Consider the following 23,149-nt stretch of genomic DNA (forward strand, 5'->3'; position numbering starts at 1 on the left):
GGCCAGCCAGAAGGAGAGCTCGAACAGGAATCCGGTCATGGCACGAGTTCCTTCGAGGCGTTGGAGTCGTCGGCGTCAGTGGCCTTCGGCGGACAGGGCGTTGGCACCCGGAGGGATCCGTACGTTCCGAGAACGACGGCCGTCAGGATCAGGCCGGCCACCCCCAGAGTCGCGCTGTCCGGGTGGATCAGCGCCTGGCCCCGCAGCGCCTGCCAGAGGACCAGGGCGAAGGCGGCGGCGTACGTCGCCGAGGCGAGCAGCACCAGGCGCAGCCGTACCCGGTCGTCGGCGAGGCGGGCGAAGCGTGGCGCGAGGGCGGTCAGCATCATGACCAGCAGCGGCAGGAGTTGGAGCGCGTGCATGCCGACGAAGTGCGGGATCCGCAGATCGCCGCCGGTCGTCGACCAGCCGGTCAGCGGCATGGAGGGACCGCCGTCCGGCACGCCCACGCTGTGCGCGCCGACCACCTTGGAGACGCCGCGCTGCTGCCCCGGCGCGGGCTGCGTCATCAGGAATCCGACGGCGGCCCCGGCCAGCGCCAGGATGATGCCGGAGCGGATCGCCCAGGCGGACGCACGGTCGGCGATCCGGGTGCGGAGCAACAGCACGGCGACGGCGAGCGTGCCGAGCCACAGGATGACGACCGTGACGGCCATCGCGTTGAACAGCGCCTCATCGAAGGGCGTTTCATAGTTGAAGTGGCTGCGCTTCCCGCGTGCCGCCTGCCCGGTGATGATCACCATCTCGACCAGGCTCGCCACCGTGACGACGGTCCCCGCCCACCAGCCCACACGTCGGCCGCGGGTGAGCAGCGACAGCATCCAGGCCAGAGAAGGGCAGTACGCCACGAAGGAGACCGAGAACTTGAAAGGCTTGAACCAGATGGGCGCACCCGCCAGAACGCGGTCGTCGATGACGAGGCCCACACCGGATAAGACCGCCATGACGGCCACCGCCGCCGAGAACATCACCAGCGGTCGGTGCCATGACCGCCATGGAGCCGAAGGCCACCGCCATGGAGCCGCAGGCCACCACGACGACGAAGCCCACGAAGACGGACCTGATGAAGACACAGCTATCCCCCTCGAACAAGGCAGAGTAGATAGTGGCACTATCTACTATCTGATAGCGCCACTATCTATGATGAGGGGACGGGCTGGCAAGGGTCGGCGCAGGCGGGCAGGACCGAGGTCGAGGAGTGAACCGACGGTGCGTATCGGAGAGTTGAGCCGCCGAACCGGGGTGCCGGTGCCGACGATCAAGTACTACGTCCGGGAAGGGTTGCTGCCTCCGGGGCAGCTGACCAGCCCGAACCAGGCGGCTTACGGTGAGACACATGAGCGCCGGCTGCGGCTGATCCGCGCCCTGCTCGACGTGGGCGGCTTGAAGGTGGCCGAGATCGCGGACGTCCTGGCGGCAGTCGATGATCCGGAGCGCCCACTGCACAAAGTGCTCGGTGCCGCGGCGGAGCGCTTCGGCACCGCCGAGAGCGAGCACGACGACGCCGAGTCGGCGGCCGCGCATGCCGTCGTCACCGACCTCATCTCCAGGCGCGGCTGGCGGACGCATGAGTCGAACCCCGCCGCCGACGACGTGTCAAAGGCCCTTGCCGCCATGGCCCGGCTGGGACACGGGGATTTCGTCGAGGTGCTCGACGACTACGCGGACGCCGCCGAGCAGGTCGCCCGCGCCGACCTCGCGTACGTGAACCGGCGGGTGGCGGTCGAGGACATGGTGGAGGGTGTGGTGATCGGAACCGTTCTGGGTGAGGCGGTGTTCAGCGCGTTGCGCCGGCTGGCCCATGTGGACGCCTCGGCGAAGCTGTACGGCGCGGATGGGCCGCCTGAGCGGAAGCCGAAGGCCTGACCTCGGCTGCACTCGAGCCACCCTCCGGCAGGTGGCGCACCCCACCACCCGCCGGAGGCATCAGGCAGACGTCCGCCGACGCGAAGCCGTCTTCTTGGCCGACGCCCCGCCCGACGCCCCGCCCCGCGCCCCGGCTCCCGCCTTGGCCTTGGCGCCCGACTTCGCCCCGGCGGCGCTCTTCTTGGCCGCCGATGAAGCCGACGCAGTCGACTTCGTGGCCGTCGACCTCGTGGGACTGGCCTTCTTCGCCGCCGTCTTCTTCCCCGTCGCCGCCTTCTTCGTGGCCGTGGCCGTCGACTTCTTGCCGCCCACCTCCTTGGGCGCGCCAGGCGCGGACCGCCCCGCCGCCTGCTTGCGCTGGCCCGCTCTGCGGGCGGGCAGCGGCGTCACCTCTGCCTCCCCCTCACCACGCGCGGCCTGAGCGGCGCGTACGGAGTTCTCCAGCGCCGCCATGAGGTCGATGACCTTGCCCGCCCGCTCCTCCGCCACGGGCACGTGCTCGAGCGGGGCGCCGGAGATCTTGGAGGCGATGAGCTCCTCGACGGCGTCGCGGTAGTCGTCGTGCAGCGTGTCCAGGTCGACCTCGCCGAGCGTGTCCATGAGCGCGTCCGCGAGATCCAGCTCCGCGTCGCGCACGGTCACGTGCGTGGTCGGCGCGGCGTCCTCGGCGGCGCGGATCTCGTCCGGCCACAGCAGTCCGTGCATGGCGATCGCGTCGCCGACGACGCGCAGCATGCCGAGGCGCTCCCGGCCCCGGAGCGCGAACTTGGCGATGGCGACTCTCTGACTGCGCTTGAGCGCCTCGCGCAGCAGCGTGTACGGCTTGGCGGCGGGCACACCGTTCGCGACGAGGTAGTACGCCGCGTCCATCTGGAGGGGATCGATACGCTCGGCCGGGATGAAGGCGACGATCTCGATCGTCTTGGCCGTCGGGATCGGCAGCGAGGCCAGGTCCTCCTCGGTGATCGGAATGATCGTTCCGTCCGCATCCTCGTACCCCTTGCCGATCTCGGCCTGGGTCACCTCCTTCTCCTCCAGTTCGCACACCTTGCGGTAGCGGATCCGTCCGCCGTCCTCGGTGTGGATCTGGCGGAAGGCCACGGAGTGGCTCTCGGTGGCGTTCACGAGCTTGATCGGAATGCTGACCAGCCCGAAGGAGATGGCTCCGTTCCAAATCGATCGCACGTTCAGCACCTTTTGAGTAGGTTTCATGTCATTTCATGCGATTCTCATCGTATGACGCCCATCACAGAGGTGGAGGGGCGGCGCCTGGCGCTCAGCAACCTGGACAAGGTCCTGTATCCGGCGAGCGGCTTCACCAAGGGCGAGCTGCTGCACTACTACGCGACCACGGCCGAGGCCCTGCTCGGCCATCTCGCCAACCGGCCGCTGTCGTTCCTGCGGTTCCCCGACGGCCCCGACGGCCAGCAGTTCTTCGCCAAGAATGTGCCGCCGGGTACGCCCACCTGGGTCAGGACAGCCGATGTGCCCCACTCCGACGGGCACGCGCGGCAGATCGTGGTCCAGGACCTGGCCACGCTGATGTGGGCGGCGAACCTCGTCACGGAGTTCCACACCCCGCAGTGGCAGTGCGACGCGCCGGGCATCGCCGACCGGCTCGTCCTCGATCTCGACCCGGGGGAGCCCGCCACCGTCGTGGAGTGCTGCCGGGTCGCGCTCTGGCTGCGCGAGCGGCTGGCCGCGGACGGGATCGAGGCGCATGCGAAGACGTCCGGCGCCAAGGGGCTGCACCTGCTCGCGCACCTGGAGCCGACGCCGTCCGAGCAGGTCACGGCGTACGCGAAGCAGCTCGCCGTACAGGCCGAGCGGGAGATGCCGGACCTCGTCACGCACCGTATGAAGCGGAGCCTCAGGCCCGGCAAGGTCTTCGTCGACTTCAGCCAGAACGCGGCGGCGAAGACCACCGCGACGCCGTACACGCTGCGGGCCCGGGCCGAGCCGACCGTGTCCGCGCCCGTCACCTGGGACGAGGTCGCGGACTGCACGGACCCCGCTCAGCTGGTGTTCCTGGCGACGGACATCGCGCCGCGCCTGGACCGGTACGGGGACCTGCTCGACCCGCTGCTCGACACCGGCCATGCGAGGCCGCTGCCGTGACGCCGCCCCGCGTGAGGCCCCAGTCGCGCTCCGCCGCCGTCACGCCGCCGGTGCGGGTTGCACTGGCCGAGTCGGTCACGGCGCTGCCTGAGGGAGCGGGGTGGGCGTACGAGCCGAAGTTCGACGGGCACCGCCTCGTCGTCTTCCGGACCGGAAACGGGGTGACCCTGCAGGCGCGCTCCGGGCGCATCGTCACCAGCGCCTTCCCCGATCTGGTCGAGGCGGCGGAGCGGCTGCCGGCGGGCGCGGTGCTGGACGGGGAGGTCGTCGTCTGGTCGGACGGCTGCGTCGACTTCGCGGCGGTCCAGAAGCGGGCGGCCGCCACGCGCGCGCGTGCCGCCGCGCTGGCGCGGGCGCTGCCCGCCTCGTACGCGGCCTTCGACCTCCTCGCCGAGGGGGGCGCCGACCTGCGCCCGGCGCCGTACACACGGCGGCGGGAGCGGCTCGTACGGATGCTGGAGCCGCTGGGGCCGCCCCTGCAGCCCGTACCGGTGACGACGGACCGGGCGACGGCGCTGACCTGGTACGAGACGCTGGTGGACTGCGGCGTGGAGGGGCTGGTGATCAAGCGCGTCGACCAGGGTTACCGGGGCGGCACGCGCGCGTGGCTGAAGCTGCGGCACAGCGACACCCGGGACGCGGTGGTCGTCGGGTTCACCGGCCCCCGGACACGCCCGGGGGCCCTCGTCCTGACGCTGCCCGGGGACGGCGTGCCGGTCGTCTCGTCGCCGCTGTCCGCAGGGGTGCGGACCGCGGCGGGGGGCTTGCTGCCGGAGCCGGTGGGCGAGGGCACGGCGACGGCGACCGGGATCGGCGACGTCACGTACCGCGCGCTGCCGGCGGAGCCGCAGCTGATCGTGGAGGTACGGCAGGAGACGACGCGGCATGCGGTGGCGGTGGTGGCGGTGGAACGGTTCCGCTGACCCCAGCGGCTTTCAGCCCGTCTGGGGGCACCTCCCAGCGTTAGCTGGGGGAGCTTGAGGACGAGCCCGAAGGGCGACCGGGGGTCCAGGGGCGGAGCCCCCCTGGTTCCGTCACACCCGAAGCCAGGTGTGACGGTCACGCGCCATCGCATGCAACGCCTCCACATCCGCCGGCTTCAGCACACCCCCCGTCCGCCCCAGCCCCACCAGATCCGCGTCCTGCACCACCCGCACCCCCCGCGGCACCCCCTCGACCTCCACATCCGCCGGCCCCGCCACCGCCAGAACGCCCCGCACCTCCGCCGTGAGCGCGAACGAGGCCCGGCTCGCGTCGCTGCGCGCCCACCGCAGCAGCGGCCGCGGCTCCCCCCGCCCCACCACGACCACCGGATCGGCGACCCGCAGCCGCTGCTTGCGCGCGTACACCGTGTGCAGCGCGAAGATCCCGCCGGGCCCGATCAGCAGATGGTGGATGCGGTCCCCGCCGGGGAGCGGAATCGAGTGGAGGGTGCGCCAGCCCGCGCCCTCGAGACCGTCCAGCACCTCGCCCACGGCCTGTTCCGCGGCGAGCGCCCGGCGCCGCGGATCGGGGCGCAGCCGCCGCGCGGGCGCGGGATCGCGGTCGAGGGATATCAGCAGGGCCTCGCCGGGGCGGTTCGGGGCGAGGTCGTCGTCCGGGTGGAGGGTGAGGCGGGCGATGTCGGCGGGCGTCGGCACGGGCGGCGGGCCCACGCTGACCGGGCCGGTCAGAAAGGGGCCGAGAACGCCCATCACGTCCTCTCGCCGGTCCTCGCTCAGCAGGCTCACCCGGGCCGCCTCACGGTCGTACCAGGCGATGTTCCTGCCGTCCGGGAGCAGGACGTGGAGCCGCTCCTGGCCGCGAGTCCAGATCGGTACGACGCGCAGTCCGCTCATGGCCATCACCCCATGACCATGGGAACAGGCGGGCGCTCCGGGGGCAAGAAGCCGGAGTAGGGGGCCGGGGCGGCCGTGCGCGACGGCCGCCCCGCGTCTCCTCACCCGCGGCCTGCCGAACGACGGCCGCCCGACGGTCGTACGACAGCCGGTCGCCCCCCGATGGCGCAGTGTGACCTGCGCAGATGAAGGGCCGCTCCTAATGTGGCAATTGATCATGTGGCGATGGATCGGCCGGTCGTCGCGATCCGCCCGGTTCCCAGCCCCACCCACGGAGGCCCCATGTCCCCCCGGTCCACCCCCGCCCGGCTCGCCATGGTCGCCGCCGGCGCGGCGCTCTCCGCCCTCGCCGCCGGCACGCCCGCCCTCGCCTCGGGCGGCGACGGCGATCCGGTCACGGGATACGAGACGTACAAGGGCCGGGTCATCGCCCGCACCGGGCTGGTGCTCCGCGACTCCCCGGCCCGCGGTGGCCGCGTCCTGCGCATCGAGCCGTACGGGGCGATCGTGTCGATCTTCTGCAAGACGGCAAGCGAGGAGGTCGACGGCAACAACCGGTGGTACCTCCTCACCGACGGCACGTGGGCGTGGGGCGCGGCCCGCTACATCGAGAACGTCGGGAAGGCGCCTCGCTGGTGCTGACGGGCGGTCCAATGAACCACTAGAACAGCCCGATTATCACGACATAACGGGACATCAGGCGTGCCGCTTGCTACGTTCCCGCCATGACCGGAACGACAGCGGACACCGCGGCCCCCACCGCGATCCCCGCTGTCCGCCTCCCCCGCCGCCGCGGCACCGAACTCGGCCTGCTCGTCCTCGCCGTCCTGCTGCCCGTGTACGGCTACTGCGCCGTCGGGCTCGCCAAGAGCGGATCCATCCCGCCCGGCGCAGCCGGATACGGCGCCGGGCTCGGCGCGCTCGCGCTGCTCGCCCATCTCGCGGTCCGCATCCGCGCCCCGTACGCAGATCCGCTGCTGCTGCCGATCGCCGTCCTGCTCAACGGCATCGGCCTGGTGCTGATCTACCGCCTCGACTTGGAGACCCCGGCCGACCGGGCCGCCCCCACCCAACTGGTCTGGTCGACGCTCGGCGTGGGCCTGTTCATCGCGGTCGTCGTCCTCGTGCGCGACCACCGGGTGCTGCAGCGCTATGCGTATCTGTCGGTGGCCGGGGCGCTGCTCCTGCTGATGGCACCGATCTTCTTCCCGGCGGTGAACGGCGCGAAGATCTGGATCCGGCTCGGCGGGTTCTCCATCCAGCCGGGCGAGTTCGCGAAGGTGCTGCTCGCCGTGTTCTTCGCCAGCTATCTGGCGGCCAACCGGCACGCCCTCGCGTACACCGGCCGCCGCGTCTGGAAGCTGCAGCTGCCCACGGGCCGGGTGCTCGGGCCGATCGTCGCGATCTGGCTGTTCAGCGTCGGGGTGCTCGTCCTGGAGCGGGACCTGGGCACGTCGATGCTGTTCTTCGGGCTGTTCGTGATCCTGCTGTACGTCGCCACGGGCCGCACCGGCTGGGTCGCGGTGGGCCTGCTGCTCGCGGCGCTCGGCGCGTTCGCCGTGGGCGGCCTCGAACCGCATGTGCACAGCCGGATCGAGGACTGGCTGCATCCCTTCGCGTCCATCGACGCGGGCCAGGGCCCGGGCCAGCTCGCGCAGTCGCTGTTCGCGTTCTCCGCGGGCGGGATGCTCGGCACCGGTCTGGGGCTCGGCCACTCGATCCTGATCGGTTTCGCCGCGAAGTCGGACTTCATCCTGGCCACGGCGGGCGAGGAGCTCGGCCTCACCGGCCTGTCCGCGATCATCCTGCTCTACGGACTCCTTGTCGAGCGCGGTTTCCGGGCCGGGCTCGCCCTGCGCGAGCCCTTCGGCCGGCTGCTCTCCCTGGGCCTCGCCTCGATCGTGGCGCTCCAGGTGTTCGTGATCACGGGCGGTGTGACGGGGCTGATCCCGCTCACCGGTATGGCCATGCCGTTCCTCGCGCAGGGCGGCTCGTCGGTCGTCACCAACTGGATCATCGTGGCGCTGCTCATCCGTATCAGCGACTCGGCGCGCAGTCAGTACGACGGGACGGCACCGCCGTGACGAGCTGTATCCGCCGCGCCGCGATCGTGTGCGCCCTGCTGCTGGTCGCGCTGCTGGTGAACGCCACCCGCATCCAGGTCTTCCAGGCGGGGTCGTACGAGGACAATCCCGCCAACCGCCGCCAGGCGATCGCCCGTTACGCCCAGGCGCGCGGCGACATCCTCGTGGGCGGGACGCCCGTCACGTCGTCCGAGGACACCGGCGAGCAGCTCCGCTTTGAACGCCGTTACAGCGACGGCCCGTTGTACGCGCCGGTGACCGGCTACGCCTCGCAGGCGTACGGCACGTCGCTGCTCGAGAACACCGAGGACGAGGTGCTCTCCGGCACCGATCCGCTGCTCGGTCCCATCCCCGGGTGGAACGACCTCACGCGCGACCGCAGCCCGGGCGGCCGGGTCGTCACGACGATCAACGCGGCGGCCCAGCAGGCCGCGTACCGGGGGCTCGGCAGCAGGAAGGGCGCGGTCGCCGCGATCGAGCCGGCGACCGGGCGGATCCTGGCGCTGGTGTCCACGCCGTCGTACGACCCGGGGCGGCTCTCCGGCAACGGCGACTCGGTGAAGGAGGCCTGGGCGCAGCTGAACGCCGACCCGGAGAAGCCGCTGCTCAACCGGGCTATCCACCAGACGTATCCGCCCGGCTCGACGTTCAAGGTGGTCACCGCGGCGGCGGCGCTGGAGGAGGGCGTGGTCGGGGACGTGGACAGGCCGACCGACTCCCCCGATCCGTACACGCTGCCCGGCAGCGAGTCGCGGCTGAGCAACGAGGTGGACGACTGCGAGGACGCGCCCGTGCGGTACGCCTTCGAGTGGTCGTGCAATACGGTCTTCGCCAAGCTCGGGGTAGAGACCGGCCTCGATGCCATGGCGGGCATGGCGCAACGCCTCGGCTTCAACGACGGCGGGCTGACGATTCCGCTCCCGGTCTCCGCGAGCAACTTCGACACGAAGATGGACGACGCGCAGCTCGCCCTGTCCTCCGTCGGCCAGTTCGACACGCGGGCGACGCCCCTGCAGATGGCGATGGTCGCGGCGGCGGTCGCGAACGGCGGCTCGGTCAAGTCGCCCCGCCTGGTGGACCGGACGACCACGGACGACGGCTCCACGGTACGGACGGCCGGTGTGCGGACCCTGCGTCAGGCGATGTCGCCGTCCACCGCGGCCCAGCTGCGCGAGCTCATGACGGGCGCCGTCGAGGAGGGCACGGGCTCGAACGCGGCGATCCCCGGTGCGACGGTCGGCGGCAAGACCGGCACGGCCCAGCACGGCGTCGGCAACACCGGCACCCCGTACGCCTGGTTCATCTCCTGGGCACAGGCCGACGGCGCTCCGGAGCCCGCCGTCGCGGTCGCCGTCGTCGTGGAGGACGCGGCGGCGAACAGGGCGGAGATCAGCGGCGGCGGATCCGCGGCACCGATCGCGAAGGCGGTGATGGAGACGGTCCTGAACCTCCGGGCCACCCCACGCCCGGACCCACGCCGCGACGCCTCGGCAGGCGGTCGGCCAGCCCACCGCCACTGAGCCGGGCGGCCGCCCACCCGCTGTGGGCAGTCGTTCCGCTAGGGGCGGAACGGGTGGGCACAACGGGACCCCGACGACGTCGGGCAACGCACTCGACCCCCGGGCAACCCACCAGAAGCGCACCCTTCGTCGTGGGTTGTGCCCACCCTCCCCCAGCTACCGCTGGGAGGTGCCCCCAGCCCAGCGGAACGATTGCCCACAACGGTTGGAGCGCTGGCCCCAGCGCCCGAGCACCCGCCGGCGCGCGCTCAGCCCGGCGTCGGTGTCGAAGTCGCCGGCTGGTGGTCCGGGCGCTGGACGATCGCCGTGGGCAGGGCGACGTACGCCGTCGTGCCCGGACCCTGGGAGCGGCGGAGTTCGACGTGCGCGCCCAGGCGGGCGGCGAGCCTGCCGACGACGTAGTGGCCGAGGGTGCCGCCCGCTCGGCCGGCGGCGGCGCCGGCCGGCGTGATCAGGAACGACTCGCGGCCGGAAAGCCGCGCGTTCGCCCGGGCCAGCTGCTCGTCGCTCATACCGATCCCGTGGTCGACGATCGCCAGGCAGTACTCGCCCGCGTCCCGCCAGCCGTAGATCTCCACGGGCTGCGCGGGCGGGCTGAACACCAGGGCGTTCTCGACGAGTTCGGCCAGCAGATGGGCGAGCTCGGCGACGGCGTGGCCGCGGACACGGGACTGCTCCAGGTCCGGGACCTGCACCCGCTGGTACTGCTCGACCTCGGCGACGGCCGACTGCACCACCTCCGTCATGGTGACCGTGCCGGGCCAGGAGCGGGGCGGGGTCTCTGCGCCGGCCAGCACGAGCAGCGACTCGGCGTTGCGGCGCATACGGGTGGCGAGATGGTCGAGTTCGAAGAGCTCGGCGAGTGCGTCCGGGTCGAGTTCCTGGCTCTCCAGGGTGGTGATCAGGCCGAGCTGCCGGCCGAGCAGCGCCTGGTTGCGGCGGCCGAGGCTGGCCAACGACTCGGTGGTGTTGCGGCGGAGCACGGCCTGCTCGCCCGCCAGGCCGACCGCGGTGCGCTCGACGTTGCGCAGGGCGGCCGCGAGCCGGGTGATCTCGCGTGCGCTGCCGGGGACCGCCTCGGCGTCCTTCTTCGTCTCAGGAGCGACCGGTTCGTCGAGAGCGCGGATGTCGTCGGGGCCTGCCTCCTGGATCCGCCGGACGGCCGCGGGCAGCCGGTTGCGGGCGACCGCGTCCGCCTGGTCGGCGAGGGCGCTCAGGGGACGGGTGATGGAGCGGGCGGCGAGCACGGCGAGTGCGGTGGCCACGGCGAGGATCAGCGCCCCGAGCGCGAGGAACCCGGCGAGCTGGTGTGTGGCGGTGGACCCTTCGTCGGCGGCGTGGGCGCGCACGTCCTCGCCGACCTGCCGCTGCACACCGTGCAGATCGTCGACGAGGGCGGTCATCGTGCTCCACCACGCGGACGCGTCGACCGAGAGCGCCGATCCGGCCGCTCCCCCCTCGGCCTGCTTCTCGTAGGCCGTGGCACGGCGAGCGGCCGCCGTGTCGAACGCGGCGTCGAGCGCCGCCTGCTGGTCGGGCGTGGCGAGCTCGGCGTACTGGTCCAGGGCTGCGACACGGGCCGCGCGGATCTCGGTGAAGTCAAGGTACTCGCGGGTGCGGAAGCGGCCGGCGGCGAAGACGCCGTTGAGGGAGCCGCGTTCGAGGGCGACGGCCTCGGTGGCGCGGGCCAGCGCCTGGAGCGCCTGGAGGCCGTCGGTGATACGGCGGTCGCCCGCGGGCATGTGCGCGGACTCGGCGTCGATGAGCGCGGTGACCGCCGTGGTGTAGAAGCGCAGGGTCCGGGCGCGGTCCGCGGATCCGGCATCGACCTCGTCCCGCGTGGTGGCGAGGCCGTCCAGCGGCGTCAGGGCGTCGTCGAGGGCGGTGGTGGCCGCCGTGGGGTGATCACTGCTCTGCTCGTGGAGCACCGCTTCCACGTCGGCGAGGACGTCGTCGGTACGCACGCGCTGCGCGTCGACGTCGTCGCGGTACTTCCCCGCCCCGCCCAGCAGCCCGTTGGTCAGGCCGCGTTCGCGCTGCAGCTCGCGCACCAGGTCCTGGGCCCGCACCAGCAGACCGACCTGGTCGACGGTGTCACGGGCGGCGGACCAGTCGGCCGCCCGGTCGGCGACGCCGAGCCCCGTGAGGGACAGCAGCAGACAGGTCGGCACGGCGAGCACGATGGCGACGCGACCGCGGATGCTGCGCCAGCCGGGGAGCTGCCGGAACCGACGGCCCGGGACCGTGCCGGGGCCGGAGCGGGTGCCGGATGGGTTGCCGGGGACCGTGCCCGGACCAGGGCCGCCTTCCGCGCCGGCGAGGGAGGGTACGAGTCGGAGGAGCCGGGCGGTGGTCGTCCGCCCGGCGGGCATCTGCCTGTGGTGCGATGTGTTCCCCGTCATGCCGCGCGACGCTAGGGCCTGCCCGGCGAGGGTGCGGTTTCCCGGCCGTAAGACGTCGGTTCCCAGGTACTCACCCGGTCAACATGCCTCTGGTGAGGAGGAGTTCGAGGGAGCTGTGCGAATCCGGGAGCCGAGTCGGCCGGAAGGTTGCAGCGCCCGAGCCGCCGGGAAACCCACCCGAGCGCCCGCCGGTTCCGTCAGGAAGCCGCGCCCGCCGCCCCCGCGTCGATCGCCCCCTGGACCTCCGCGACCCGCTCGGCCTCCTCCGCCGCGAAGCGCTCCGCGTCCAGTTTCTCCGCAATCTCCTCGTCCTGCGCCATCAGCAGGTCGAGGTTCGAGTCGCCCATCTCGAAGACGCCCATGTCGACGTAGGCCTCCTGCAGGCGCTTGCCCCACAGGCCGATGTCCTTGACGCACGGGACGATGCGGCTGAAGAGCAACTTCCGGAACAGGTGCAGGAACTCGGACTGCTCGCTGTACTCCTCGGCCTCCGCCTTCGGGATGCCGAAGTTCTCCAGGACCTCGACGCCGCGCAGCCGGTCGCGCATCAGGTAGCAGCCCTCGATGACGAACTCCTCGCGTTCGCGCAGTTCGGCGTCCGTGAGCTGCTTGTAGTAGTCGCGCAGCGCCATCCGGCCGAAGGCCACGTGCCGGGCCTCGTCCTGCATGACGTACGCGAGGATCTGCTTGGGCAGCGGCTTGTCGGTGGTGTCGCGGATCATGCCGAACGCGGCCAGCGCCAGGCCCTCGATCAGCACCTGCATGCCGAGGTACGGCATGTCCCAGCGGGAGTCGCGCAGGGTGTCGCCGAGCAGCGACTGCAGGTTGTCGTTGATCGGGTAGAGCATGCCGATCTTCTCGTGCAGGAACCGGCCGTAGATCTCGGCGTGCCGGGCCTCGTCCATCGTCTGGGTGGCCGAGTAGAACTTCGCGTCCAGGTCGGGGACGGACTCGACGATGCGGGCGGCGCAGATCATGGCGCCCTGCTCGCCGTGCAGGAACTGGCTGAAGTTCCATGCCGCGTAGTGCTGCCGCAGCTCGCCCTTGTCCTTGTCGGTCATCTTCGCCCAGTGCGGGGTCCCGTACAGGGTCATCGCCTCGTCGGGCGTGCCCAGCGGGTCGTACGGGTCCACCTCCAGGTCCCAGTCGATCCGCTTCTGGCCATCCCACTGCTTGTCCTTGCCCTTCTGGTAGAGGGCGAGGAGCCGGTCGCGTCCGTCGTCGTACTCCCAGCTGAAGCGGGCGGCACCGGACGCCGGGACGACCCAGTTCGGTTCGCCCGGGGCGCTGGTGTAGAGCTGATGCGTCGACATGGACAGCAGGCTCACACCTATCAGTGACCCGGTCAACAAGTAGACACCCAGTCAATAAGTCCTGCGCAAGGGATTGACGACCTTGCTGACAGCCAGTCTCATAAGACGCGACCGCCGGTAACCTCCGCGCGGCGGCGCGGAAATCCCTGACGACGGAAAACCCTGACGACGAGGTGGGGACAGCCATGACGACGGCGACGGAGGCCGAGGTGCTGCGCGACGCGCTCGGCGCGCTGAAGGACCGGGAGCAGGTGGCGAAGCGGCTGCTCGAGTCGTCCGCCCGGCACTCCTTCGACCCGGACAAGGAGCTCGACTGGGACGCGCCCTTCGAGGAGGGCAAGTGGTTCTGGCCCCCGGAGCTGGTGTCGCTCTACGACACCCCGCTGTGGAAGCGGATGAGCGAGGAGCAGCGGATCCTGCTCTCCCAGCACGAGGCCGCGGCGCTCGCATCGCTCGGCATCTGGTTCGAGCTCATCCTGATGCAGCTGCTCGTACGGCACATCTACGACAAGGCTGCGACGAGCGCGCACGTGCGGTACGCCCTCACCGAGATCGAGGACGAGTGCCGCCACTCGAAGATGTTCGCGCGCCTGATCAGCCGCAGCGGCACCCCCCACTACCCGGTGAGCCGGGTGCACAACAACCTCGGCCGGGTGTTCAAGACCATCTCCACGACCCCCGGCTCCTTCACGGCCACACTGCTCGGCGAGGAGATCCTCGACTGGATGCAGCGGCTGACCTTCCCCGACGAGCGCATCCAGCCGCTGATCCGCGGGGTCACGCGCATCCACGTCGTGGAGGAGGCGCGCCATGTCCGCTACGCGCGCGAGGAGTTGCGCCACCAGATGCTGACGGCCCCGCGCTGGTCGCAGGAGTTCACCCGGATCACCTCCGGCGAGTTCGCCCGGGTCTTCTCGGTCGCCTTCATCAACCCCGAGGTGTACACCAACGTCGGCCTCGACAAGAAGGAGGCCGTCGCCCAGGTCAGGGCCAGCGGCCACCGGCGCGAAGTCATGCAGACCGGCGCCAGGAAGCTCACGGACTTCCTGGACGACATCGGGGTGCTGCGGGGCCTGGGCCGCAGGATGTGGCGGTCGTCGGGGCTGCTGGGCTGAGGGGCGGCCGGCTGCGGGCGGACGTTAGGCTTCCGGTCATGACCTCCGCAGCCGGTACCCGGGCGTATCGACGGCTCAGCGTGGAGGAGCGGCGCAGCCAGCTCATCGACGCCGCGCTGTCCCTCTTCGCGCACCGCGCGCCCGAGGACGTCTCGCTCGACGACGTCGCGGAGGCGGCGGGGGTGTCGCGCCCGCTCGTCTACCGCTACTTCCCCGGCGGCAAGCAGCAGTTGTACGAGGCCGCGCTGCGGTCGGCCGCAGACGCCCTGCAGCTGTGCTTCGAGGAGCCCCCCGAGGGCCCGCTGACCCGGCGGCTGTCCCGCGCGCTGGACCGCTACCTCGCCTTCGTGGACGAGCACGACGCCGGGTTCAGCGCCCTGCTGCAGGGCGGCAGCGTCGTGGAGACCTCGCGTACGACCGCCATCGTGGACGGCGTGCGCAGGGCAGCCGCCGAACAGGTCCTGTCCCACCTTGGGGTGACCGAGCCGGGGGCGCGGCTGCGGATGACCGTACGGGTGTGGATCACCACCGTCGAGGCCGCGTCGCTGATCTGGCTGGACGAGGACAAGCAGCCGCCGCGGGAGGAACTGCGGGACTGGCTCGTCGAACAGTTCGTCGCCGTACTCACGGTGACCGCGGGGCGGGACCCGGGGACCGCCGATGTGCTGCGGGACGTGCTGTCCCAGGAGGCCGCCGACGGGCCGGGTTTGTGACACTGGTGCCATGAAGAGCGAGAACACCCCCTTCGTGGGCGGGCCACTGGACGGCCGCGTCCTGCCGGTGCTGCTCGGGATCACCGGTCACCCCCCGAAGGTGTACCGGGTACCGGTGCCGGACGCCGCGGGCGGTCCGCCGACCGTGCTCGTCTACCGCCGGGTTCCGGTGGATCCCGGCGGCCGGACCCTGTCGCTGCACCGGGGGTGGAGGTACGAGTTCGATCCGGAGGGGGAGGCCGAGGCCCGCTCAGGGCTCCGGTGGCCCTGGTCGAAGCCGGGTCGGCGGTGAGTGAAGCCTGGGGATCGAGCCGGCGCTGACTGCCGCCTGAGGATCGGGATCCCGCCACGCCCCCTTATGCCGGTAGCCGTCTGACGGCCGCCAAGTCCCTTGCCGCGCCGCACGTCCGAGCACACTTTCGCCCTGTGGGAAAGCACGCTCACGGCGCTCGCGGTGAAGGAGCGACCGAAGGAGTGGACGATTTGATCCACGTTGCCCAGTTGTAGGGTATTTCCTCTCGTGCCTGGTTGCATGCTCACCGTGGTGGATGGACGACCCACCCCCCAAGCGGAGGTGATGACGTGTCAGGCAAACTTCTGCGGCTGGTCTGCACCGGGGCGGCGACGGCGGCGCTGGCGGTCGGGAACACGGGCACGGGCACGCTGGGCGCTCCCGCCTCCGCCGCCGGTTCCGCGGCGGTCACCTCACCCGGGCCCGGCGGGCGGTCCGTCTCCCAGCTGCTGAAAGACCTTCAGAGCCTGTATCGCAGCGCCGAGAAGGCCACGGAGACGTACAACGGGACCGCGGAGAAACTGAAACGGCAGCGCGCCGAGGTCGCCAGGCTCGACGCCCGGCTGGCCAAGGCGCGTCTCGATCTGTACGACAGCCGGGAGGCCGCCGGACGGCTGGCCCGGCAGCAGTACCAGGGCAGCAGCGACATCTCCCCGTACGTCCAGCTGCTCCTCGCCCGCGATGTGCAGCAGGCGCTCGACCAGGGACATGTGATCCAGCGCGTGGCCAGGGAACGGGCCGCCACCGTCGACCGGCTGGTCCGCGGCGAGCAGCACGCCGACACGCTGGCGACCCGCGCACGCAGCGCACTCGACCGGCAACTCTCGCTCGCCGAGCAGCAGAAGAAGGACCGCGACACGGTACGGAAGCGGCTGGCGGACGTCGAGCGGCTGATCGCCTCGCTGAAGGCCGAGCAGCTCGCCCGGCTGCGGCGGGCCGAGGAGGCCGAGGCGGCCAGGGCCCAGCAGCAGTTCCTCGCAGCCGGGCTGCTGAGCGGTTCGCGGACGCCGTCTCAGAGCGGGGCCGAGGCGCTGCGGTACGCCGTACGGCAGATCGGCAAGCCGTACCAGTGGGGGGCCGAGGGGCCCTCGTCGTTCGACTGCTCAGGGCTGACCTCGCAGGCGTGGGCCCACGCGGGGCGGACCATCCCGCGGACCAGCCAGCAGCAGTGGGCGCAACTGCCGCGGGTGTCCCTGCGGAACCTCCGGCCCGGGGACCTCGTCATCTACTTCCGCGACGCCACGCATGTGGCGATCTACCTCGGCAACGGCCTGGTGGTCCAGGCCCCGCGGCCCGGCGCGAAGGTGAAGGTCTCCCCCATCGCGGCGAACCCCGTACTGGGCGCCGTCCGCCCGGACCCCGGCCGCAAGGCCCTGGCGAAGAAGTCATATGTGCCGCCTGAGCTGCCGCGGGGGGCTACGGCGGGGGCGGACACGGGGTATGGGGCAGCCTCCGGCCCGGGAGGCGGGTGACACCACCACCTGCCGGTGGGTGGTTCCGCCACCTGCCGGTGGGACCGACCGTTGTGGGCAATCGTTCCGCAGGGCTGGGGGCACCTCCCAGCGGTAGCTGGGGGAGGGTGGGCACAACCCACGACGGCGGGTGCCCTCGCGTACGGCCTCAGCGCAGCTTCGGGGGGCGCCCCGGTACCCGGAAACCCCGGGTACCGGAAGAACGGGGGCAGGCTACGCCTGCGCCACCGAGGCGAGGTACGCCTCCGTCTTCGCCGGCTCATAGAAGAAGTTCTCGAAGTCCGCCGGTTCGTTGAACCCGTTGGCGAACCGATCAGCCACCGGCTGAAGCTCCCCCGCCGCACCGATGAGGTTCAGGACATGCTCCGGCGGCACGCCGAGCATCGCGTTCGTCCACTTCGTGACGTGCTGCGCAGTCTCCCAGTACCGGTCGAACGTCCCCTGCATCCACTCCTCGTCGAACGGCTTCTCCCCGTGCTCGAGGATCGACGCGAGATACGACGCCGCGCACTTGGAGGCGGAGTTGGAGCCCTGACCCGTGATCGGGTCGTTGGCCACGACGACGTCGGCGACGCCGAGGACCGCCCCGCCACCGGGCAGGCGGCCGATGGGCTTGCGGACGGTCGGCGCGTACCGCCCGGCCAGCGTGCCGTTCGCGTCGGTCAGCTCGACCTTGGTGGCCCGGGCGTACTCCCACGGCGTGAACTTCTCCATCAGCTCCAGCGTCAGCGCCAGGTGCTCGGACGGGTCCTTGACGCCCTGGAAGACGTCCAGCGGGCCACCGGGGATGCCCTCCCAGAAGAGGATGTCGGCGCGGCCCGACGTGGTGAGGGTCGGCATGACGAAGAGCTCGCCGACGCCCGGCACCAGGTTGCAGCGCACCGCGTCGAACTCGGGGTGCTCGGGGCGCGGGCCGAGCCCGTGGACGTAGGCGACGGCGAGGGCGCGCTGCGGCTCCGCGTACGGGGAGCGGGAGGCGTCCCGGCCGAACATCGACACGACCTCGCCCTTGCCCGCCGCGACGAGCACGAGGTCGTACGTGCGGGAGAAGTAGTCCAGGTCGGACACGGCGGCGCCGTGGATGACGAGCTGCCCGCCCCGCTGTGCGAACGTCTCCATCCAGCCGGCCATCTTCACGCGCTGGTCGACGGACTGGGCGTACCCGTCGAGCTTGCCGACCCAGTCGATGGCGCGCTGCGACGGGCCCGGGTCGAAGGAGCCGGGGGCGGCGACGGAGACGCCGAGGCCCTCGATCTTCGGGGCCTGCGGCTCCCAGAAGTTCAGCTGCAGGTCGCGCTCGTGCTGGAGCGCGGTGTGGAACATGCACTGCGTGGACATGACCCGGCCGGACCGGATCTCGTCCGCCGTACGGTTGGACATCAGGGTGACCTCGTACCCGTGCGACTGGAGTCCGAGGGCGATCTGGAGCCCGGACTGGCCGGCTCCGACGACGAGTATCTTCCGCATGGCGGGGTCTCTTCTTCCTACTGGGGTGAACTGGCCGGACCTGTGGATGGATGGGGTGGGGGGTCAGGTCCTGCGGGTGACGGCCCTGGCGGCGGCCCGGGGCCGGAGGTTCATTCGGGGGCGGCGTCCAGCGCGTGGCCGACCAGCGCAAGCAGCGTCTCGACCACGGAGATCCGCTGTCGCGCGTCCATGATCAGAACCGGTATGTGCGGCGGTATCGTCAGCGCCTCGCGCACATCCTCGGCCTGGAACCGCTCCGTGCCGTCGAAGTGGTTGACGGCCACGACGTACGGCAGTCCGCAGCTCTCGAAGTAGTCGAGGGCCGGGAAGCAGTCCGGCAGACGCCGCGTGTCGGCGAGGACCACCGCGCCGATGGCCCCGCGCACCAGGTCGTCCCACATGAACCAGAAGCGCTGCTGGCCGGGCGTACCGAAGAGGTACAGGACGAGGTCGTCGTCGAGCGTGATGCGGCCGAAGTCCATCGCGACCGTGGTGGTCGTCTTGTCCGGCGTCGCGGCCAGGTCGTCGGTGTCCTCGCTGGCCTGCGTCATCAGCGCCTCCGTCTGGAGGGGCTGGATCTCCGAGACCGCGGTGACCAGCGTGGTCTTGCCGACGCCGAAGCCGCCCGCCACCACGATCTTGGTGGCGATGGGGGCGCGCGTCCGGTCGGTCTGCCAGGCCTGCAGTTCCTCCTCGGGTTCCACACCGCCCGCATACGGGTCGGAGGGGAGCAGTTCAGAGACGGCGGAGTCCACCCAGCACCCTTTCCAGCAGCGCGCGGTTCGGCTGTCCCGGGCCGTGGCCGGTTCCGTACACGCGGATCTTTCCCTGGTCCGCGAGGTCGCTCAGGAGTACGCGGACCACGCCGAGCGGCATCTTCAGCAGCGCGGCGATCTCGGCCACCGTGCGCATCCGGCGGCAGAGCTCGACGATGGCCCGCATCTCGGGCATGACGCGCGTGGACAGCGAGCCGTTGGTGAGCTCGAGGCGCTCCTCGGGGGCGTCGAGAGCGGCCACGAACGTCTCGACGAGCAGCACGTGCCCGAAGCGGGTGCGGCCGCCCGTGAGCGAGTAGGGGCGTACCCGGGCCGGTTTGCGGTCGCCGCCTCTGGTCGGCAGCTTCGACGGTTTCGACGTGGTCACTTGGCGCTCTCCATCGACTTGCTCCCTATCGGCTCGCTCTGCATCGACCGGCGCAGTTCACTGCGGAGTTCGGGGGTGAGCACATGTCCGGCACGGCCGACGAAGAGCGCCATGTGGTACGCGACGACGCTCATGTCGCAGTCCGGGTTGGCATGCGCGCCGAGCAGGGAGCCGTCGCTGATGGACATGACGAAGAGGCTGCCCTCGTCCATCGCGACCATGGTCTGCTTGACGTTGCCGAAGCCCATCACCTTGGCCGCACCGATGGTGAGGCTGCCGACGCCGGAGACGATGGTGGCGAGGTCCGCGCTGGACCCCCGGGGGCCCTGCGACCTGGCGGCCGGCTGCTCCGCATGGCGTCCGGGGTCTGAGGAGAGCAGCAGCAGCCCGTCGGAGGACACGACGGCGACGGACAGCAGTCCCGGCACCTCCTCGACGAGGTTGGCGAGCAGCCACTGCAGGTTGCGGGCTTCACGGCTCAGTCCGTGCCGGCTCGGGGATCCGTCCGTACGGTCGGTGCTGGGCGTACTGGGAGTGCTGGGCGTACGCGCGGGCGCAGTCAACTGCTTGCCTCCTCGACTGTGTCCCCCTTGGCTTCGTCGGTAGTACGTGCGATGGGTCCCGGCTGCGGAGTTCCGTACGCCGCCTGCGCCGCCCCGGACGCCCCCTGCGGCACCTCGGCCGCAGCCCCCGACGGCCAGGCCGCCGGCCCCTCGGCCATCGGCTCCGGCGACCAGAACGCCCGCTCCCGCGACTCGGCCATCCCCTCGGGCGCCTCCACCGTCCGCTCCCGCGACTCGGCGGCCCTCTGCTCCGGCACCGCGACCGTCGGGAGCTGCGGCGGCTCCGGTGACTCGAACAGCGAGGGCTGCGGCGGCTCGCCGAGCGGCTCCGGCGTCTCGGCCGTCGAGGGCTGCGGCGACTCGCCGAGCGGCTCCGGCGTCTCGGCCGTCGAGGGCTGCGGCCTCTCGCTGAGCGGCTCCGGCGTCTCGGCCGTCGAGGGCTGCGGCCTCTCGCTGAGCGGCTCCGGTGTCCGGGCCGTGGGCGCCGGTGACTCGGCTCCCTCTACGGCGAGTTCGGCCTCGACGTCGCGGCGGCCCGCCTGGGAGCCCTGCTGGAAGCCGCCGAGCCGGCGGCGCAGGGCCTCGGCGTCCACGGAACCGCTGCGTGGCTTCGGCACGGACGCGGCAGGTGCGACCCTGGGCGTCCGCTTGGGCAGTCCCTTGCCGGTGACCCGGTCCCAGGTGGGCGGCTGGAGCGGGGATTGCGGCTGCTCCGCGGACGGCTGGCGCCCGGCACCGGGCTCCTCGCCTTCGTCGGCCGCCCGCTCGTGGGTGTCCCGGTCGTCGGCGGCACGCCGTGCCTCGGCGGCGGCCCGTCCGTATACGTCGCCGTCGGCGGTCCCACCGGATGCTCCGTCTTCGCCGCCGTCGCCTGCGCCGCGGTCCTGCTCGGCCGTGGCCCCGGCCTCGCGCAAGGACTGCTCCGCCGCGGAGATGAGCGGATCGCGCCCCGGGCGCCCCGGCAGCACGTTCGAGTTGGCCTCGGCCTCCGAGCCGGGCAGGGCCAGGGCGGGTGCGCCACCGACCACGGGGGCGGCCGTGGGCGCCGAGATCCCGGGCGCCGCGGCGAGCAGGGCCTTGGGCAGCACGGCGACGGCCGTGATGCCCCCGTGCTTCTGCTCCCGCAGCTGCACCCGCAGCCCGTGCCGTGCGGCCAGCCGCGCCACCACGTACAGGCCGAGCCCCAGCCCGTCGTCGCCGTCCCGGTCGTAGTCGTCTTCCGGGTCGAACGCGGCGAGGCGGGTGTTGACCTCCTGCAGCCGCTCGTCGGTCATGCCGATGCCCTCGTCCTGGACCGAGAGCATCACCTCGCCGTTCTCCAGGAGCCAGCCGGAGACCTCGACGGAGGCGTCGGGCGGCGAGAACGACGTGGCGTTCTCGAGCAGTTCGGCGATGAGATGGCTCAGATCGTCCGCGGCGAAACCGGCCACATGGGCGTGCGGCGGAAGCGAGGAGATACGGACCCGCTCGTACCGCTCGATCTCACTGACCGCGGCCCGCACGACGTCGACGAGCGGGACCGGCCCCGGGTTGTGGTGGCCGTGCTCGGTGCCCGCGAGGACCAGCAGGTTCTCGCTGTGGCGGCGCATGACGGTCGCCAGATGGTCGAGCTTGAAGAGCGTGGACAGCCGCTCGGGATCCTGCTCGCGCTCCTCAAGCCGCTCGATGATCGCGAGCTGCCGTTCGACGAGGCCGAGCGTGCGCAGCGAGAGGTTCACGAACGTGGAGTGGATGCTGTCACGCATCCGCTCCAGACCGGCCTGGGCGTCGGCGAGCTGGGCGCGCAGCGCCTCGCGCTCGTCGGCCATGGTCTGCCGCTGGCCGACAAGGTGCTTGCGGTCGGCCTCGAACGTCGCGAGGCGCTCGTGGAAGCCGACCGCGTGGGCGTGCAGCGCGTTGACGGAGCGTACGACCTGCGCGAACTCGTCGTTGCGGCCGGTGAACCGGACCGGTTCCTCCGCGGCCGGGTCGGCGGCGACGCGGGCCGAGCCGATGCGCAGGACGGCGAGCGGGCGGGTGAGCGTACGGGCCATGGCCATGGAGACGCCGACCGCGACCAGCAGGCAGACGCCGACCAGCGCGATACGGATCTCCAGCGCCGTCACGTCGTCGTCGCGCAGCTGGGCCAGGTCCTTGGTGCGCCGGTCGTTGAGGGACGCCTCGACGCCGCGCATCAGGTCGACACGGGCGGAAAGGGCCGCGTCGAGCTTCTTGGCGCTGTAGCGGAGGTCCGCGGCGGACAGCTTCGGCTGGTCGGTGAGGCGGGCGAGGTACTTCTCCGCGGCGGTGACGTCCGGGCCGTTGACCGTCGAGTCGTACCGGGCGCGGTCGGCTGACGGGGCGGAATCCTGGAAGTCGGCGAGGGCGGCCTGCTCCCGCAGGCGGGCCAGCTGGGCGGCGGCGCTGAGCTCGTTACGGGCCTTCGTGGCGGCGGCCGACTCGGTGGCGACGGTGGCGGGCAGGCCGGTGACCGGGTCGATCGTGGTGGTGGTCCTGGTGTTCCGGGGCACCGCGTAGGCGGCGAGCAGGAGCCCGCGGGCGGCCGCCGCCTGCTCGACGGCGCTGTCGAGATCGACCAGGGCATGCGCTCCGGAGCCCGCGCGGGGCGGCAGCTGGTCGGCCAGCTCCTCGGCGAGGGCGTGCAGTTCGGTGATGACCTCGGAGTACGCCGCATGGACTTCGAGAGCAGTGCTCTTGCCGGTGAGCGCTGTTCTCCGTACGGCCGCGATGTCCTCGATGTCGCGGAGCAGCGCGGCGGGGGCGTCGGTGCGCAGTTCGCCGGCCTGCCGGTCCACGCGGGCGCTGCGCTGCTCGGAGAGGCCCTGGCCCTCCGGGCGGCCGGCGGCGATGTAGGAGGTGACCTCGTCGCGTTCGTCGGCCAGGGAGTGGGCGAGGGTGAGAGCCTGCTGCGTCTGCTCGGAGAGCGTCACCAGCCGCTGCGATTCATGCAGTTGCCCGGAGGCCGCGACGATGGCCGGCGCGCCGGCACCGGCGATCGCGGCGGCGACGACAGCGACGGCGACGATGAGGCGGTTGCGCACGTGGGCGCGACGCCGCCGGTCCACGGCACCCAGGGCCGCCGCTCCGGGGGCGCCCGACGCCCCCGCGGGACCGGCACCGGCACCGGACGCGGCGTCTGCGGCGCCGGAGTCAACGGCAGTGGCCGCACCTGCGGCGGTCGGCGCACCAGCGGCCGTCGGCGCACCAGCGGCGGTCGGCGCACCGGCGATGTTCTGTGCACCG

20 protein-coding genes are annotated in these 23,149 nt (G+C 71.9%); 10 read left to right on the forward strand and 10 right to left on the reverse strand.

Annotation, left to right across the window (positions count from 1 at the left end; translation table 11 throughout):
• Positions 1 to 35: 35 nt before the first annotated feature.
• On the reverse strand, positions 36 to 944 hold the full coding sequence (locus tag STSP_RS15415) for a hypothetical protein (protein WP_408646297.1): 909 nt from the start codon (positions 942 to 944) through the stop codon (positions 36 to 38).
• 265 nt (positions 945 to 1,209) lie between these two features.
• On the opposite strand from STSP_RS15415, the gene STSP_RS15420 reads away from it, so the two are divergent.
• Entirely contained in the window at positions 1,210 to 1,866 is a 657-nt protein-coding gene (locus tag STSP_RS15420; protein ID WP_078067196.1) for a MerR family transcriptional regulator, read from the forward strand.
• A gap of 60 nt (positions 1,867 to 1,926) precedes the next feature.
• On the opposite strand, the gene ku is transcribed toward STSP_RS15420, so the two are convergent.
• Positions 1,927 to 3,051, reverse strand: coding sequence for a non-homologous end joining protein Ku (ku, locus tag STSP_RS15425; RefSeq protein WP_067277818.1), 1,125 nt, complete (start codon positions 3,049 to 3,051; stop codon positions 1,927 to 1,929).
• 51 nt (positions 3,052 to 3,102) lie between these two features.
• On the opposite strand from ku, the gene ligD reads away from it, so the two are divergent.
• Both ligD and STSP_RS15435 read left to right on the forward strand, forming a co-directional pair.
• A complete protein-coding gene (ligD, locus tag STSP_RS15430) occupies positions 3,103 to 3,984 on the forward strand; it encodes a non-homologous end-joining DNA ligase (RefSeq protein WP_067277559.1) in 882 nt (293 codons plus the stop codon).
• Between the two features lie 11 nt (positions 3,985 to 3,995).
• Positions 3,996 to 4,907, forward strand: coding sequence for an ATP-dependent DNA ligase (locus tag STSP_RS15435; protein ID WP_232789655.1), 912 nt, complete (start codon positions 3,996 to 3,998; stop codon positions 4,905 to 4,907).
• Between the two features lie 111 nt (positions 4,908 to 5,018).
• Here STSP_RS15435 and STSP_RS15440 read toward each other — a convergent pair whose 3' ends face one another.
• A complete protein-coding gene (locus STSP_RS15440) occupies positions 5,019 to 5,822 on the reverse strand; it encodes a nuclease-related domain-containing protein (RefSeq protein ID WP_067277827.1) in 804 nt (267 codons plus the stop codon).
• A gap of 282 nt (positions 5,823 to 6,104) precedes the next feature.
• Between STSP_RS15440 and STSP_RS15445 the strand changes: the two genes are divergently transcribed.
• From STSP_RS15445 to STSP_RS15455, 3 genes are all read left to right on the forward strand, one after another.
• Positions 6,105 to 6,464 carry an SH3 domain-containing protein gene (locus STSP_RS15445; protein ID WP_067277561.1) on the forward strand — a complete coding sequence of 120 codons (360 nt, stop codon included), beginning with the start codon at positions 6,105 to 6,107 and terminating at the stop codon, positions 6,462 to 6,464.
• An 83-nt stretch (positions 6,465 to 6,547) separates the two neighbouring features.
• Positions 6,548 to 7,906, forward strand: a complete 1,359-nt coding sequence (locus STSP_RS15450; protein WP_067277562.1) for an FtsW/RodA/SpoVE family cell cycle protein — start codon at positions 6,548 to 6,550, stop codon at positions 7,904 to 7,906.
• Positions 7,903 to 9,426 carry a penicillin-binding transpeptidase domain-containing protein gene (locus tag STSP_RS15455; RefSeq protein WP_078067197.1) on the forward strand — a complete coding sequence of 508 codons (1,524 nt, stop codon included), beginning with the start codon at positions 7,903 to 7,905 and terminating at the stop codon, positions 9,424 to 9,426. The genes STSP_RS15450 and STSP_RS15455 overlap by 4 nt, the downstream gene beginning before the upstream one ends.
• Before the next feature lie 248 nt (positions 9,427 to 9,674).
• On the opposite strand, the gene STSP_RS15460 is transcribed toward STSP_RS15455, so the two are convergent.
• Together STSP_RS15460 and STSP_RS15465 are read right to left on the reverse strand one after the other, a co-directional pair.
• Positions 9,675 to 11,828, reverse strand: a complete 2,154-nt coding sequence (locus STSP_RS15460; protein WP_078067198.1) for a sensor histidine kinase — start codon at positions 11,826 to 11,828, stop codon at positions 9,675 to 9,677.
• 197 nt (positions 11,829 to 12,025) lie between these two features.
• Complete coding sequence (locus STSP_RS15465; RefSeq protein WP_067277830.1) at positions 12,026 to 13,141, reverse strand: ferritin-like domain-containing protein; 1,116 nt, start codon at positions 13,139 to 13,141, stop codon at positions 12,026 to 12,028.
• 185 nt (positions 13,142 to 13,326) lie between these two features.
• On the opposite strand from STSP_RS15465, the gene STSP_RS15470 reads away from it, so the two are divergent.
• From STSP_RS15470 to STSP_RS15485, 4 genes are all read left to right on the forward strand, one after another.
• Entirely contained in the window at positions 13,327 to 14,256 is a 930-nt protein-coding gene (locus STSP_RS15470) for an AurF N-oxygenase family protein (protein WP_067277567.1), read from the forward strand.
• A 38-nt stretch (positions 14,257 to 14,294) separates the two neighbouring features.
• Positions 14,295 to 14,969, forward strand: a complete 675-nt coding sequence (locus tag STSP_RS15475; protein ID WP_067277569.1) for a TetR/AcrR family transcriptional regulator — start codon at positions 14,295 to 14,297, stop codon at positions 14,967 to 14,969.
• Positions 14,970 to 14,979: 10 nt separating this feature from the next.
• The gene (locus tag STSP_RS15480) at positions 14,980 to 15,261 is read left to right on the forward strand and encodes a hypothetical protein (RefSeq protein ID WP_067277571.1); all 282 of its coding nucleotides are present in this window, start codon (positions 14,980 to 14,982) and stop codon (positions 15,259 to 15,261) included.
• A 290-nt stretch (positions 15,262 to 15,551) separates the two neighbouring features.
• Positions 15,552 to 16,733 carry a C40 family peptidase gene (locus tag STSP_RS15485; RefSeq protein WP_067277573.1) on the forward strand — a complete coding sequence of 394 codons (1,182 nt, stop codon included), beginning with the start codon at positions 15,552 to 15,554 and terminating at the stop codon, positions 16,731 to 16,733.
• A 213-nt stretch (positions 16,734 to 16,946) separates the two neighbouring features.
• On the opposite strand, the gene STSP_RS15490 is transcribed toward STSP_RS15485, so the two are convergent.
• From STSP_RS15490 to STSP_RS15510, 5 genes are all read right to left on the reverse strand, one after another.
• Positions 16,947 to 18,200, reverse strand: coding sequence for a styrene monooxygenase/indole monooxygenase family protein (locus STSP_RS15490; RefSeq protein ID WP_067277603.1), 1,254 nt, complete (start codon positions 18,198 to 18,200; stop codon positions 16,947 to 16,949).
• A 110-nt stretch (positions 18,201 to 18,310) separates the two neighbouring features.
• Positions 18,311 to 18,955 (reverse strand): GTP-binding protein, encoded by a 645-nt coding sequence (locus STSP_RS15495; RefSeq protein WP_067277606.1) that lies wholly within the window; start codon positions 18,953 to 18,955, stop codon positions 18,311 to 18,313.
• Positions 18,936 to 19,343 (reverse strand): DUF742 domain-containing protein, encoded by a 408-nt coding sequence (locus STSP_RS15500; protein ID WP_067277607.1) that lies wholly within the window; start codon positions 19,341 to 19,343, stop codon positions 18,936 to 18,938. Before STSP_RS15500 ends, STSP_RS15495 begins: the two co-directional genes overlap by 20 nt.
• Positions 19,340 to 19,825, reverse strand: coding sequence for a roadblock/LC7 domain-containing protein (locus STSP_RS15505; RefSeq protein WP_067277833.1), 486 nt, complete (start codon positions 19,823 to 19,825; stop codon positions 19,340 to 19,342). The genes STSP_RS15500 and STSP_RS15505 overlap by 4 nt, the downstream gene beginning before the upstream one ends.
• A gap of 77 nt (positions 19,826 to 19,902) precedes the next feature.
• On the reverse strand, positions 19,903 to 22,971 hold the full coding sequence (locus STSP_RS15510; RefSeq protein WP_456300504.1) for a nitrate- and nitrite sensing domain-containing protein: 3,069 nt from the start codon (positions 22,969 to 22,971) through the stop codon (positions 19,903 to 19,905).
• Between the last annotated feature and the right edge of the window lie 178 nt (positions 22,972 to 23,149).

The sequence above is a fragment of the Streptomyces jeddahensis genome (assembly GCF_001642995.1).
GTDB lineage: Bacteria > Actinomycetota > Actinomycetes > Streptomycetales > Streptomycetaceae > Streptomyces > Streptomyces jeddahensis.